We start from the raw sequence: 12,550 nt of genomic DNA, 5'->3' as shown, positions 1-12,550 counted from the left end.
TTTTGGCGCCATGGAGGAGCTGGACCGTCAAATCGTGCAGCTGCTCGTCAAGGACGGGCGGATGAGCTACACAGACCTGGGCAAGGCCACGGGCCTGTCCACCTCGGCCGTGCACCAGCGGGTGCGCCGGCTCGAACAGCGTGGTGTCATCCGCGGGTACGCCGCGGTCGTCGACCCGGAGGCCGTCGGGCTGCCGCTCACCGCGTTCATCTCGGTGAAGCCCTTCGACCCCAGCGCACCCGACGACATCTCGGACCGCCTGGCAGGCGTCCCTGAGATCGAGGCCTGTCACAGCGTCGCCGGCGACGAGAACTACATCCTCAAGGTGCGCGTGGCCACCCCGCACGAACTGGAGGAGCTGCTGGCCCGGCTGCGCTCCCTGGCCGGGGTCTCCACCCGGACCACCGTCGTGCTGTCGACCCCGTACGAGGCGCGTCCCCCGAAGATCTGAACCGGCCGCCCCGATGCCCGGTGTCTCCCGTGCACACGAGAGACTGTGGGGCATGAGTGAGCAGTCCGCCGACCCCAAGACCGTCCTCCTGCGCCGCGGAGAGGTCCACAGCCCCGCCGACCCCTTCGCCACCGCGATGGTGGTGGAGCGCGGCCAGGTCGCCTGGGTCGGTTCCGAGGGTGCCGCCGACGCCTTCGCCGACGGTGTGGACGAGGTCGTCGACCTCGACGGCGCCCTGGTCACCCCGGCCTTCGCCGACGCCCATGTGCACACCACCGCCACGGGCCTCGCCCTGACCGGCCTCGACCTGTCCGACGCCCCGTCCCTGGACGCGGCCCTCGCCCTCGTGCGCGACTTCGCCGCGGCCCGGCCGCACGACCGCGTCCTGCTGGGCCACGGCTGGGACGCCGCGCGCTGGCCCGGCGGCCGCCCGCCGGCCCGCGCGGAACTCGACGCCGCCACCGGCGGCCGCCCGCTGTACCTCTCCCGCATCGACGTCCACTCCGCGGTCGTGAGCACGGCCCTGCTGGACCTGGTGCCCGGTCTCCGCCCGGTGGACGGCCCGCTGACCGCCGACGACCACCACGCCGTGCGCGAGGCCGCCCTAGCCGCCGTCACCCCGGCCCAGCGCGCCGAGGCCCAGCGCACCGCCCTCGCCCACGCCGCCTCCCTCGGCATTGGCTCGGTGCACGAGTGCGGCGGCCCGCGGATCTCCTCCGAGGACGACTTCACGGACCTGCTGGGGCTCGCCGCCGAGGTGCCGGGGCCGCGTGTGATCGGCTACTGGGCCGAACAGGATGTGGACAAGGCCCGCGCGCTCGGCGCCCACGGCGCAGCCGGCGACCTCTTCGTGGACGGCGCCCTCGGCTCGCACACCGCCTGCCTGCACCAGCCGTACGCCGACGCCGGTCACACCGGCACCGCCTACCTCGACTCCGACGCCGTCGCCGCCCATGTCACCGCCTGCACCGAGGCGGGGCTCCAGGCGGGCTTCCACGCCATCGGCGACGCCGCCGTCAACGCGGTCGTCGAGGGCGTGCGGGCTGCCGCCGAGAAGGCCGGACTCGCCCGCGTCCGGGCCGCCCGGCACCGCGTCGAGCACGCCGAGATGCTCACCCCCGAGACCATCGCCGCCTTCGCCGAGCTGGGCCTCATCGCCTCGGTCCAGCCGGCCTTCGACGCGCTCTGGGGCGGCGAGGACGGCATGTACGCCCGGCGTCTGGGTGCCGAGCGGGCCCGCACCCTCAACCCCCTCGCCGCCCTGCTGCGGGCCGGCGTGCCGCTCGCCTTCGGCTCCGACAGCCCGGTCACCCCGCTCGATCCCTGGGGCACGGTCCGTGCCGCCGCCTTCCACCGCACCCCCGAGCACCAGGTCTCCGTGCGGGCCGCGTTCACCGCGCACACGCGCGGCGGCTGGCGGGCCATCGGCCGCGACGACGCGGGCGTCCTGGTGCCCGGCGCGCCCGCCGACTACGCCGTCTGGCGAACCGACGAGCTGGTCGTGCAGGCCCCCGACGACCGCGTCGCCCGCTGGTCGACCGACCCGCGCTCCGGTACCCCCGGTCTGCCCGACCTGACCCCCGGCCGCGACCTGCCCGTCTGCCTGCGCACCGTGGTGGGCGGACGGACGGTGTACGTACGGCCGGGCGAGTGATCTCCCGGGGTGGCGCGGCGGTGATCGTCCCCGGCCGTCGCGTCGCCCGACCTGCGCATCCTCCGGGCTCCTTGCCAGCGAAAGAAGGTCCGTGCAGGTCAGGAGGCTGTTGACAGTCGGCGGCCGGGGGCCGGTAGGTTCGGCCGAGTCCACCACCGGACGCCCGACCGGGGAGCGTTCACGCAACTCGTCGCGGCGCCGCTGGGTCAGGGACGGTGTGCCGCACCGGGGCACCGTCACTGGCAGCCAGGCTCAGCGCCCGCGCCGACGAGGGAACGTTCAGGCCGGTCGGCAAGGTGTGACCCGGGTGGGGCCCGGGTGCTCAGTAGACAACGGCTTTCGGTCGACCCGCAGCCAGCGGGCCCCAGGTCGGCCCGAAGGGCGCCGGGCCCCCATCCGCCGCGGACGAAGGTGCCGAAAAGCACACTCTTACCCCACTCTTGTGGAATAGACACCACCGTACGACCATGCAGGCACGTCATCGCAGGCCGCGGCCACTATGGTGGGGGCCTGCGTACGACATGAAGGGGCAGCAGTGAACGACGGCGACGGGACCCTCGCGGCCAAGGCCCAGGGGAGGCAGTTCGGTCCGCTCGGCACGGCCTTGGTGATCATTCCGACCTACAACGAGGCGGAGAACATCAAGACCATCGTCGGCCGGGTGCGCAGGGCCGTCCCCGAGGCCCACGTACTGGTGGCGGACGACAACAGCCCGGACGGCACCGGCAAGCTCGCCGACGAACTGGCCGCAGAGGACGACCACGTCCAGGTGCTGCACCGCAAGGGCAAGGAGGGCCTGGGCGCCGCCTACCTGGCGGGCTTCCGCTGGGGCCTGGAGCACGGCTACGGCGTGCTGGTCGAGATGGACGCCGACGGCTCCCACCAGCCCGAGGAGCTGCCGCGCCTGCTGACCGCCCTCAAGGGCGCCGACCTGGTCCTCGGTTCCCGCTGGGTGCCCGGCGGCCGGGTGGTCAACTGGCCCAAGTCACGCGAGTTCATCTCCCGCGGCGGCAGCCTGTACTCCCGCCTCGCCCTCGACCTCCCGCTGCGCGACATCACCGGCGGCTACCGCGCCTTCCGCCGCGAGACCCTGGAGGGCCTCGGCCTGACCGAGGTCGCCTCGCAGGGCTACTGCTTCCAGGTCGACCTGGCCCGCCGCGCGGTCAAGGCCGGCTACCACGTGGTCGAGGTCCCGATCACCTTCGTCGAGCGGGAACTCGGCGACTCCAAGATGAGCCGCGACATCCTCGTCGAGGCGCTGTGGCGGGTCACCGCCTGGGGCGTCGGTGACCGCGTCGGCAAGCTCACCGGAAAGGGCAAGGGGGCCTGAGGCCCGCCTCCTCGGTCGCGGGTGATCGCTCCCTTATCCCGCACTGAGCCGCGTCCAGGCACACTGGGAGCATGACGACTGGCGCTCCCACCTCTCCGCCCACCGCCCGGCCCCGGCGCTCCCGGCTGCGCAGGTACCTGCCGCTGGGGGTCGCGGCGTGGCTGGTGCTGGAGATCTGGCTGCTGACCCTGGTCGCGGGCGCGGCAGGCGGCCCGGCCGTGTTCCTGCTCCTGGTGGCGGGCTTCGTCGCCGGCTCCGTGGTCATCAAGCGGGCGGGCCGTCGCGCCTTCCGGAACCTGAACGAGGCGCTGCAGCGCGGCGGCTCCCCGGCCGGGGGCGGCGGCAACGGCAACGGCTGGATGATGCTGGGCGGCCTGCTGCTGATCGTCCCCGGCCTGATCTCCGACGCGGTGGGCCTTCTCCTGCTGCTCCCGCCGGTCCAGAAGGCCGTGAGCCGCTCCGCGGAGAGCGCCTTCGACAGGAGCCTGCGCCGTGCCGACCCGGGCAGCCTCGGCGACGCCTTCCAGCAGGCCCGCATCCACCGCCCCGACGGCAAGGTGGTCCAGGGCGAGGTGATCAGGGAGGACCGGCCCGAGCCGGGGGAGCAGTGGCCACCGCTGGCGCGCTGAAGCGCTGAGCCGTCGAGCCCCGGCCGGATTGTCCGGCCCCTGCGCCGTTCGAGGACAGGGGCGAGTCCTCCGGGCCGGCGCGGGGGTTTCTCCGATGGGCGCCTCCCCATGGCCGCTCACGCCTGTGTGGGCGCACCCGAACGTGGCTGTCTCCGGGCGCCGGCCGAACGTGAGCGTATCCGGGCGCAGGCGTATCCGGGCGCGGGCGTGTCCGGATTCGGGCGTGTCCGGACGCAGGTGTGTGCGGATGAGGGCGTGTCCGGACGTCGGTGCACCCGAACGCGGGTGGCGCACTCGAACCCGTGGCGCACCCCAAACACGAAACCGCGGGCGCCGTACGTCAACCTCACGTACGGCGCCCGCGGTTGTTCACGTGCGCTGTTTCTCCGGCGCAGCCCTGCAGGGACTACGCGGACTTGCGGCTGTCCCTGGGGTGAACCGCGATGTTCATCGCCCCCGAGCGCAGAACCGCCAGGCGCTCCTCGAGGACCTCTTCGAGCTCCTCACGGGTGCGCCGCTCCATCAGCATGTCCCAATGGGTACGCGCGGGCTTGGCCTTCTTCTCTTCAGGGCCGTCGCCGTCCACCAGGAGTGCCTGGGCCCCGCAGACCTTGCACTCCCACTCCGGCGGAATCTCCGCCTCGACCGAGAAGGGCATCTCGAAGCGATGCCCCTTCTCACATGCGTACTCCACGGCCTGGCGCGGAGCCAGGTCGATGCCGCGGTCCGTCTCGTAGCTGGTCACTACGAGGCGCGTACCGCGAAGAGCTCGCTCACTCATGAATCGTGCCTCCCGGGCTTGTCGCCCACAGGACAGGTGTCGCTGTCGTCGTCATCCGGTCAACGTCCGGTCGGCGGTAAAGATTCCCGTTCCGGGTCATGCGTCGCCGTCGTAGCCGCCCCTTGTTCTACCCACAGGCGCCCGGTTTGTCACATCTGCTATCAGATGTCACCCAGCGTTTCGGCATCTTTGACGCGCAGTAACGGTCCGCCTGGCAGGCCAAACGCGTACACTACCGCCCTTTCGCGCTGAGTGCTAAATCGTCGCTAGATCCTTTCCGGGACAGGGTTGCCCGCCTCGCCGATCGCCCGCCGCACCGGAACCCGGGCGAGCAGGGCGAAGCCGATGACGAAGAAGGCCACCAGTGAGATGATCGCGGAGCGATAGCTTCCGGTCAGCTGGTAGGTCACCCCGAACAGCAGCGGTCCGAGCCAGCTCATCCCGCGGTCGCTCATCTCGTACGCCGAGAAGTACTCGGCCTCCTTGCCCGGCGGCACCAGGTGCGAGAAGAGCGACCGGGACAGCGCCTGGCTGCCGCCGAGGACCAGTCCGATCCCGGAGGCCAGCACGAAGAACCACACGGGTGCCCCGGCGGGCAGGAAGTACCCGGCCGCCAGCGTCACCGTCCAGGCCACCAGGGAACCGAGGATCGTCCGCTTCGCCCCGTGGGTCCGGGCCAGCCGCCCCATCGCCAGCGCCCCCGCCACGGCCAGTACCTGTACCAGCAGCACCGCCGCGATCAGCGTCGACTGGCCGAGGCCCAGCTCCTCGGAGCCGTAGATCGACGCCTGCGAGATCACCGTCTGGATGCCGTCGTTGTAGACGAGGTACGCCAGCAGGAAGGCGAGCGTCAGCGGATACCGGCGCATGTCCCGGACGGTCGCCCCCAGCTGCCGCAGCCCGGGGGCGGTGGCGCGCTCCACGCGCGCGTGCCGGTCGCGCAGCCGCCGCAGCGGTACGAGCGTGAAGGCGCCCCACCACAGTCCGGCCGAGGCCAGGCAGACCCGGACCGCGGCCGTCTCGGACAGGCCGAAGGAGCCGTGCGCCGAGTACAGGACGAGGTCGGCCACCAGCACCAGGGAGCCCGCCGCGTAGCCGAAGGCCCAGCCCCGGGAGGAGATCGCGTCGCGCTCCTCGGGCGGGGCTATCTGCGGCAGGTAGGAGTTGTAGAGCATCATCCCGACCGACTGCGCGGCATTGGCCACCACGAGGAGCACCCCGCCGAGCAGATAGCGGTCGCCGTCCAGGAAGAACATGCCCGTCGTGGCCGCCGCGCCGGTGTAGGCCGCCGCTGCGAGCAGCGGCTTCTTACGGCCCGTACGGTCGGCCGCGCTGCCCACCAGGGGCATGATCACGACCGCCAGGATCACCGACAGGGACACCGAGTAGGCGAAGAAGGAGCCCGCCCGCACCGGGACGCCCAGCGGGTGCACATAGCCGTCGGCATCCGCCGCCTTCTGGGCGACCGAGGTGAGATACGGACCCAGGAACACGGTCAGGACGCTCGTCGAGTAGACCGAGCACGCCCAGTCGTAGACGTACCAGCCACGCTGTTCGCGCCGCAGTCCGGCGGTCTCTTCGGCCGCCTGTGGCCGCACGGTGTCGGTGCCCACCCGTGCCCTCGCTTCCCCGCTGAAGTTCCGTGCGAAGGCGCGGTCCGGGCGGTCCGGGGGTCAGACCCAGACTCCGCGGTCCTCCATGACCTTGCGCAGCATGTCGATGTGATCGGTCATGATGCCATCGACACCCAGGTCCAGGAGGCGGTGCACCCGTTCCGGATCGTTGATGGTCCACACGTGCACCTGCAGCCCGCGCGCGTGGGCGGCCCGTACGAAGCGGTGGTCGACCACCGGGACGCCCGACTGGGCCTCGGGCACCTGCGCGGCGACCGCGGAGCGGCGCACCGCGGCCGGCAGGCCCCAGGAACGCAGCCGCAGGCTGAGCACTCCGCGCGTGCCGAACGAGGTGGCCAGCCGTGGACCGGCCAGCCGCTGCGCCCGCAGCACCCGTGCCTCGGAGAAGGAGCCCACGCAGACCCGGTCCCAGGCGTCCGTGCGCTCGATCAGCTCCAGGAAGGGGCGCAGGGCCGGCTCCGCCTTGATGTCCACGTTCCAGCGGACCCCGGGGAAGGTCTCCAGCAGTTCCTCGAAGAGCGGGACGGGTTCCTTCCCTCCCACGCGCGCGTGCCGTACGTCCTCCCACGGCAGGTCGGCTATGCGGCCCGCCCCGTCGGTGACCCGGTCCAGCGTCGCGTCGTGGAAGGCGACGAGCCTGCCGTCCGCCGTGGTGTGGACGTCGGTCTCCATGTAGCGATAGCCCATGTCGGCCGCGCGCCGGAACTGCGCCACGGTGTTCTCCAGCCCGTCTGCCGCCCCGCCGCGGTGGGCGAAGGCGATGGGGCCGGGATGGTCGAGATAGGGGTGGCGTATTGCGGTGGTCACGGACGCAGTATGGCGCGTTCCGGTTGCCCGGTGGCAACGACCGTGCTGCGCCCCGGTGCCGAAGGGGCGGCGAACACGCGCAGGAAGAACTGGGCGAGCGGGCCGATGGACAGTGCGTACAGGACGGTCCCGACCCCCACGCTGCCGCCGAGGGCGAATCCGGTCGCGACGACGGTGACCTCCACCGCGGTGCGGATCAGCCGGATCGAGCGGCCCGTGCGCCGGTGCACCCCGGTCATCAGGCCGTCGCGCGGGCCCGGCCCGAAGGCGGCGGAGATGTAGAGGCCGGTCGCCATGCCGTTGAGCACGATGCCCGCGAGCAGGACGGGCACCCGGACCGCGAGGGAGTGCTCCTCCGGGAGCGCGGCCAGGGTGGCGTCCATCACGAAGCCGATCACCAGGACGTTGGAGACCGTGCCGAGCCCGGGGCGCTGCCGCAGCGGGATCCACAGCAGCAGGACGGCCGCCCCCACGATCGTCAGCACCAGACCCATGCTGAGCCCGGTGAGTTCGGCGAGGCCCTGGTGCAGCACGTTCCAGGGCTCGAGCCCGAGACCCGCCTGCACCAGGAGCGCGGAACTCACGCCGTACAGCGCGAGCCCCGCGTACAGCTGGAACAAGCGGCGTCCGAGCCGACTGCGCGTGGACACGACATACCCCCCAGGGTGGTGATGGTGGCCTGACCCATGACACTCTGTGGCTTGGGATGGAATCCCATCCATGGCCAATTCGGGGAAGGTGGACTGATCGTCATGGCGCAGTGGACCTCAGCGGTGGGGGCCGCGCAGCTCGGCCGGCTCCTCAACTCCCAGCAGGACCGCCCGGCCGGCCCCGGCACACGCCGTCCACCCGCCTACCGTGCCCTCGCCGACGGCATCCGGCTGCTGGTGCTCGAAGGGCGCGTCCCCGTGGCAGCCCGCCTTCCCGCCGAGCGTGAACTCGCCCTGGCCCTCTCCGTCAGCCGCACCACGGTCGCCGCCGCCTACGAGGCGCTGCGCAGCGAGGGCTTCCTGGAGTCCCGGCGCGGCGCGGGCAGCTGGACCGCCGTGCCGGCCGGCAACCCGCTCCCCGCGCGGGGCCTGGAACCGCTGCCTCCGGAGACCCTCGGTTCGGTGATCGACCTGGGCTGTGCCTCACTCCCGGCCCCCGAGCCGTGGCTCACCCGCGCGGTCCAGGGAGCGCTGGAAGAGCTGCCCCCGTACGCTCACACGCACGGCGACTACCCGGCCGGACTGCCGACCCTGCGCTCCATGATCGCCGAGCGGTACACCGCGCGCGGGATCCCCACCATGCCCGAGCAGATCATGGTCACGACCGGGGCGATGGGCGCCATCGACGCCATCTGCCACCTCTTCGCCGGCCGCGGCGAACGCATCGCCGTCGAGTCGCCGTCCTACGCCAATATCCTCCAGCTGATGCGGGAGGCGGGCGCGCGGCTGGTGCCCGTCGCGATGGCCGAGGGGCTGAGCGGCTGGGACATGGACCGCTGGCGCCAGGTCCTGCGCGAGGCCGCGCCCCGGCTCGCCTACGTCGTCGCCGACTTCCACAACCCGACCGGCGCGCTCGCCGACGAGGACCAGCGGCGCCGGCTGGTGGACGCGGCCCGCGCGGCCGGGACGGTCCTCGTCGCCGACGAGACGATGAGTGAACTGTGGCTCGGCGAGGAGTTCGGGGACGGTGGCATGCCGCGGCCGGTCTGCGGCTTCGACCCGGCCGGCTCGACCGTCATCACGGTCGGTTCGGCGAGCAAGGCGTTCTGGGCCGGCATGCGCATCGGCTGGGTGCGGGCGGCACCGGACGTGATCCGCAGCCTGGTCGCGGCCCGCGCGTACGCCGACCTCGGCACGCCGGTCCTGGAGCAGCTGGCCGTGAACTGGCTGTTCAGCACGGGAGGCTGGGAACAGGCGGTCGAGCTGCGGCGCGGCCAGGCCCGGGAGAACCGTGACGCCCTGGTCGCCGCGGTGCGCCGCGAACTGCCCGACTGGGAGTTCGAGGTTCCCCGGGGCGGGCTGACCCTGTGGGTCCGCGCGGGCGGCCTCTCGGGATCGCGGCTGGCCGAGGCGGGGGAGCGGGTCGGCGTCCGCGTCCCCTCCGGCCCCCGCTTCGGAGTGGACGGCGCCTTCGAGGGCTACGTGCGTCTGCCGTTCACGGTCGGCGGAGCGGTCGCCGATGAGGCGGCGGTACGTCTGGCGGCAGCGGCGCGCCTCGTCGAATCCGGCGCGACCGGGGGGACGGAGGCGCCGCGCACGTTCGTGGCGTAGGGGTGGTGGCCGCGGCGGCTACGCGCCGTCGGGGTGGTGGCCGTGGCGGCTACGCGCCGTCGGGGTGCGGGCCGTCTTCCGGGTGCGGGTGGGTTGTGGCTGGTCGCGCCGTTCCCCGCGCCCCTTTGGGGTGGTCGCCGGTTGGGGTGGTGGCTGTGGCGGTTGTGCGCGGTGGTGGGTGTCTTGCGGGTGCGGGTGGGTTGTTGTTGGTTGCGCAGTTCCCCTCGCCCTTCTGGGGGCGCTGGGTGGTGTGCGGCGTTGTTGCTGATCGCGCAGTCCCCGGGTCAGGTGCTCTCTGCGGCCACGGGCTCCGCGGGCAGTGGTTCGGTCTCGACGGCTGTCGTCCGGGGTGGCAGCAGGCCCAGGACCGCCTGTCGGTCGGCCTCGCTGGTCGCGTCGTCGTACGGGTCCGGAGTGGACGGGACCTGCAGCCGGTGCACCGCCGCGGACCCCAGCCGCGCATACCCGCGCCCGGGCGGCATCTGCGCCAGCGGGGTGGTGTGCGGCGGTACCCCGAGCACCGCCGCCACCTGCTCGGGCGTCGCGGGCCCGAGGACGATCCGCGCGCGTGTGTGCTGCCGTACCGCCTCGCTCAGGGTCTCCGTGCTGTCGAACTGCTCGGCCACGGCCACCGTCACGTTGGCCGCACGGCCGTGCCGCAGCGGCATCTGGAGCAGCGTCTGCGGATCCTTGCGGCCGTCCGTCGCGGCGAGGTGGGTGAAGACGGTCGGACGGTCCAGCAGGATCCACAGCGGACGCCGGGTGTCCTCGGGCGGCGGGTCGCCCGCCTGCCGCGCCCGGTTGATGGCGATGAGCCGCCGCTCGGTCTCCTGCGCGGCCCACTCCAGGCTGGCCAGCGCCCCGTTCGGCGCGCACTCCACGGCCAGTACGCCGTCCCGGCCGATCAGGCAGGCGTACTCGCCGGTGCCGCCACCGTCGACGATCAGTACGTCGGCGTACTGGAGGGCCTGCAGGGCGATCGAGCGCAGCAGGGTCGAGGTGCCGCTGCCGGGGTGGCCCATGGCCAGCAGGTGCGGCTCGGTGGAGCGCAGGCCGGTGCGCCAGACGACCGGCGGGACGTCGCACTGTTCCTCCCCGTAGGAGAGGGGGAGCGTGCGCTGCACTTCGCTCGCGTCGGTGAAGCCGAGGACCGTCTCGCCCGGCGCGGTGACGAAGCGCTGGGCGGCGATGCCGGTGGGCAGCGGGGCGAGGGCGGTCACCGTCAGCCGGTTGGCCTCCTCCTCCCAGGCGAAGTGGTACTCGCGACCCCGTCCGGCCTTCGCGGTGAGCAACTGCTCGATGCGCGCGCGGGCATCCGGTTCGTTGTCCGGGAAGTACGCCGGGTAGCGGATCACCAGGTGTCCGACGCGCCCGGCGTCGTTGAACTCGTGCTCGGCGAAGGCCTTTTCCCACTCGCCGCCGTGCGCGTACAGCGGCGTCGGATCCTCGGAGGTGGAGAAGTAGGGCACCAGGGCCTCGTACAGGGACCGCAGCCGCTCGGTCTGCGACTCGTCCGGGCCCTCGGGCGCCGGTGGCGTGCGGTCGCGGCCGTGCCAGGCGGCTGCCGCCATCACGGTGATGGCGGCGAGCAGCGGTCCGTACGGCATCAGCGCCACGACCAGGACCACGGAGGCCGTCAGGAACAGCAACGGCCCGCGCTTGTCCTTGGGTGTCTCGGCCCACTTGCGCCGCCCGGCCGAGGCCAGCCGGCGCAGCCCGCGCGAGATGGTGATCAGCGGGTGGAGGACGTCGGTGGCGCTGTCGGCCGCCGTCCGGGCCAGCTCCCGGCTCCGGGCGATCTGCATCCGGGCGATCTGCGCGCTGTCTTTGCTCAGAATGCGGGGGAGAGGACGCCGGGCCACTGCTGTCTCCTGTGGGTGCGTACGGGCGGGACGGGCGGCGTCAGAACTTGATGCCGCCGAGGAGGCTCGCCAGGCTCTCGCCGCCCGCCTTGATGCTGGGGGCGATGCCCGTGCTGGCCAGGTAGAAGCCGAACAGGGCCGAGGTGCACGCGTGCGAGCCCTTGAGCCCGTCCTTGCGGAAGAAGAGGAAGACGACGACGCCGAGCAGCATGACGCCTGAAATGGAGAGGATCATTTGAGGTCTCCTGGTGTCGGGAGGGGACAGTCACCATGAGTACTTCCAGGATCACAGGATGTGTCTATACGATAAAAGGTGCAACCGGGTGAAATCCGGCGCATTTCCCCCGCCCGGTGGACCCGGTCATGGTCCGGTTGAGCAGGACGCTTGCGTCCCGCGGGCTCTGCAGTGATCTTTACCTCGGGCACATCGGGTCATGTGAGGCGCGAGCCAGTACCCTTGCGATTCACCTGAACGGTTGTAATGAGAGGCGGTCCGGTCCATGAGCGAAGCCCCCGACCCCGAGGTCGTGGAGCTGGCGACCAAGATCTTCGATCTGGCCCGGCAGGGGCGGACGGAGGAGCTGGTGGCGTACGTCGACGCGGGTGTTCCGGCCAACCTCACCAACGACCGTGGCGACTCCCTCGTGATGCTCGCCGCCTACCACGGCCACGCCGACGCGGTACGGGCCCTGCTCGCCCGGGGCGCGGAGGGGGACCGCATCAACGACCGAGGCCAGACCCCGCTCGCCGGGGCGGTCTTCAAGGGTGAGACAGAAGTGATCAAGGCCCTCCTCGAGGGCGGCGCCGACCCTGCCGCGGGTACTCCCTCGGCCGTGGACACGGCGCGCATGTTCGGCAAGACGGAACTCCTGGAACTGTTCGGCGCGCACTGATGCGAACGTCCTGACCAGATACGGCACGGAAAACGGGGGAGGCGGTAAAGGGCCGCCGGAAATACGGTCGCGGCAGCACACACCGCGGGTCATCATGACGACGTGATTCACGGACGCGATGGCTGGGCAGGTGTTGCCGCACCGCGCGGACTGTGATGCACGGTCCGCATGGGCCACCGACGAGAGGCAGAGAGAAATGGTCTACAGCAAGCAAGAGACGGCGGGCGCTCCGACGTTGTGTCACGCGG

The 12,550-nt window shown here is 72.2% G+C and carries 12 protein-coding genes; 6 read left to right on the top strand and 6 right to left on the bottom strand.

The window, feature by feature from the left end; all coding sequences use genetic code 11:
* The first annotated feature begins 10 nt into the window (after positions 1-10).
* From ACZ7P3_RS31915 to fxsA, 4 genes are all read left to right on the top strand, one after another.
* On the top strand, positions 11-451 hold the full coding sequence (locus ACZ7P3_RS31915) for an Lrp/AsnC family transcriptional regulator (protein ID WP_472086952.1): 441 nt from the start codon (positions 11-13) through the stop codon (positions 449-451).
* Positions 452-503: 52 nt separating this feature from the next.
* Complete coding sequence (locus tag ACZ7P3_RS31910) at positions 504-2,105, top strand: amidohydrolase (RefSeq protein WP_472086950.1); 1,602 nt, start codon at positions 504-506, stop codon at positions 2,103-2,105.
* Positions 2,106-2,640: 535 nt separating this feature from the next.
* Positions 2,641-3,435 carry a polyprenol monophosphomannose synthase gene (locus ACZ7P3_RS31905; protein WP_472086948.1) on the top strand — a complete coding sequence of 265 codons (795 nt, stop codon included), beginning with the start codon at positions 2,641-2,643 and terminating at the stop codon, positions 3,433-3,435.
* A 71-nt stretch (positions 3,436-3,506) separates the two neighbouring features.
* Complete coding sequence (gene fxsA, locus ACZ7P3_RS31900; protein WP_472086946.1) at positions 3,507-4,064, top strand: FxsA family membrane protein; 558 nt, start codon at positions 3,507-3,509, stop codon at positions 4,062-4,064.
* A gap of 406 nt (positions 4,065-4,470) precedes the next feature.
* Here fxsA and ACZ7P3_RS31895 read toward each other — a convergent pair whose 3' ends face one another.
* The 4 genes from ACZ7P3_RS31895 to yczE all read right to left on the bottom strand — a co-directional run bounded on the left by ACZ7P3_RS31895 (position 4,471) and on the right by yczE (position 7,936).
* Complete coding sequence (locus ACZ7P3_RS31895; RefSeq protein ID WP_003977404.1) at positions 4,471-4,845, bottom strand: RNA polymerase-binding protein RbpA; 375 nt, start codon at positions 4,843-4,845, stop codon at positions 4,471-4,473.
* Positions 4,846-5,111: 266 nt separating this feature from the next.
* Entirely contained in the window at positions 5,112-6,458 is a 1,347-nt protein-coding gene (locus ACZ7P3_RS31890) for an MFS transporter (protein WP_472086945.1), read from the bottom strand.
* A gap of 60 nt (positions 6,459-6,518) precedes the next feature.
* Positions 6,519-7,286, bottom strand: coding sequence for a glycerophosphodiester phosphodiesterase (locus ACZ7P3_RS31885; protein ID WP_472086944.1), 768 nt, complete (start codon positions 7,284-7,286; stop codon positions 6,519-6,521).
* Complete coding sequence (yczE, locus tag ACZ7P3_RS31880) at positions 7,283-7,936, bottom strand: membrane protein YczE (protein ID WP_472086942.1); 654 nt, start codon at positions 7,934-7,936, stop codon at positions 7,283-7,285. Before yczE ends, ACZ7P3_RS31885 begins: the two co-directional genes overlap by 4 nt.
* A gap of 102 nt (positions 7,937-8,038) precedes the next feature.
* Between yczE and ACZ7P3_RS31875 the strand changes: the two genes are divergently transcribed.
* On the top strand, positions 8,039-9,547 hold the full coding sequence (locus ACZ7P3_RS31875; protein WP_472086941.1) for an SCO1417 family PLP biosynthesis transcription factor: 1,509 nt from the start codon (positions 8,039-8,041) through the stop codon (positions 9,545-9,547).
* Positions 9,548-9,831: 284 nt separating this feature from the next.
* Here the strand turns inward: ACZ7P3_RS31875 and ACZ7P3_RS31870 are convergent, their stop codons facing one another.
* Both ACZ7P3_RS31870 and ACZ7P3_RS31865 read right to left on the bottom strand, forming a co-directional pair.
* Complete coding sequence (locus tag ACZ7P3_RS31870; protein WP_472086939.1) at positions 9,832-11,409, bottom strand: P-loop NTPase family protein; 1,578 nt, start codon at positions 11,407-11,409, stop codon at positions 9,832-9,834.
* Positions 11,410-11,449: 40 nt separating this feature from the next.
* Positions 11,450-11,644, bottom strand: a complete 195-nt coding sequence (locus ACZ7P3_RS31865; protein WP_020938770.1) for a hypothetical protein — start codon at positions 11,642-11,644, stop codon at positions 11,450-11,452.
* Between the two features lie 265 nt (positions 11,645-11,909).
* On the opposite strand from ACZ7P3_RS31865, the gene ACZ7P3_RS31860 reads away from it, so the two are divergent.
* Positions 11,910-12,302: an ankyrin repeat domain-containing protein gene (locus ACZ7P3_RS31860; RefSeq protein WP_472086937.1), complete on the top strand. Its 393-nt coding sequence runs from the start codon at positions 11,910-11,912 to the stop codon at positions 12,300-12,302.
* Positions 12,303-12,550 lie beyond the last annotated feature (248 nt).

The sequence above is a fragment of the Streptomyces sp. NPDC107581 genome, assembly GCF_055657175.1.
This window is presented reverse-complemented; position numbering and strand designations above follow the sequence as displayed.

Coding starts and splice junctions, on each gene's coding strand:
- ACZ7P3_RS31915 (WP_472086952.1), top strand. CDS start 11: ATGGAGGAGCTGGACCGTCAAATCGTGCAGCTGCTCGTCAAGGACGGG.
- ACZ7P3_RS31910 (WP_472086950.1), top strand. CDS start 504: ATGAGTGAGCAGTCCGCCGACCCCAAGACCGTCCTCCTGCGCCGCGGA.
- fxsA (WP_472086946.1), top strand. CDS start 3,507: ATGACGACTGGCGCTCCCACCTCTCCGCCCACCGCCCGGCCCCGGCGC.
- ACZ7P3_RS31895 (WP_003977404.1), bottom strand. CDS start 4,845: ATGAGTGAGCGAGCTCTTCGCGGTACGCGCCTCGTAGTGACCAGCTAC.
- ACZ7P3_RS31875 (WP_472086941.1), top strand. CDS start 8,039: ATGGCGCAGTGGACCTCAGCGGTGGGGGCCGCGCAGCTCGGCCGGCTC.
- ACZ7P3_RS31865 (WP_020938770.1), bottom strand. CDS start 11,644: ATGATCCTCTCCATTTCAGGCGTCATGCTGCTCGGCGTCGTCGTCTTC.
- ACZ7P3_RS31860 (WP_472086937.1), top strand. CDS start 11,910: ATGAGCGAAGCCCCCGACCCCGAGGTCGTGGAGCTGGCGACCAAGATC.